This window comes from Streptomyces sp. ICBB 8177, assembly GCF_003144095.1.
GTDB lineage: Bacteria > Actinomycetota > Actinomycetes > Streptomycetales > Streptomycetaceae > Streptantibioticus_D.
The window spans coordinates 716,054-716,633 of sequence record NZ_NSKH01000023.1; the positions used below are offsets into that span (position 1 = coordinate 716,054).

The window sequence follows — 580 nt, forward strand, 5'->3', positions numbered from 1 at the left end:
GTATTGGTGTGATACCCGGCAGGGGTTGCCAGTGCGGGGTTGTGGGATCTCTTGTTCACGGTCTGCCGGCCGTGGGGCGAGTCAGAAACCGTTGATGTAGGCGAAGGACATGCGAAAGGTCCGGCGTAGAGGGTAAGACCCCCGTAGCTGAAACGTCAGCGGCTCGTTTGAGAGACACCCAAGTAGCACGGGGCCCGAGAAATCCCGTGTGAATCTGGCGGGACCACCCGTTAAGCCTAAATATTCCCTGGTGACCGATAGCGGATAGTACCGTGAGGGAATGGTGAAAAGTACCGCGGGAGCGGAGTGAAATAGTACCTGAAACCGTGTGCCTACAAGCCGTGGGAGCGTCGCACATCGAGCTTGCTCGGTGTGTCGTGACTGCGTGCCTTTTGAAGAATGAGCCTGCGAGTTAGCGGTGTGTAGCGAGGTTAACCCGTGTGGGGTAGCCGTAGCGAAAGCGAGTCCGAAGAGGGCGTTTTGAGTTGCACGCTCTAGACCCGAAGCGGAGTGATCTAGCCATGGGCAGGTTGAAGCGGCTGTAAGAGGTCGTGGAGGACCGAACCCACCAGGGTTGAAA

At 57.8% G+C, this 580-nt stretch carries 1 rRNA gene (only partly in view); it reads left to right on the forward strand.

From position 1 onward, the window contains the following. Window positions 1-580, forward strand: a 23S ribosomal RNA gene (locus CK485_RS29140) (it extends past both window edges: 420 nt to the left, 2,528 nt to the right).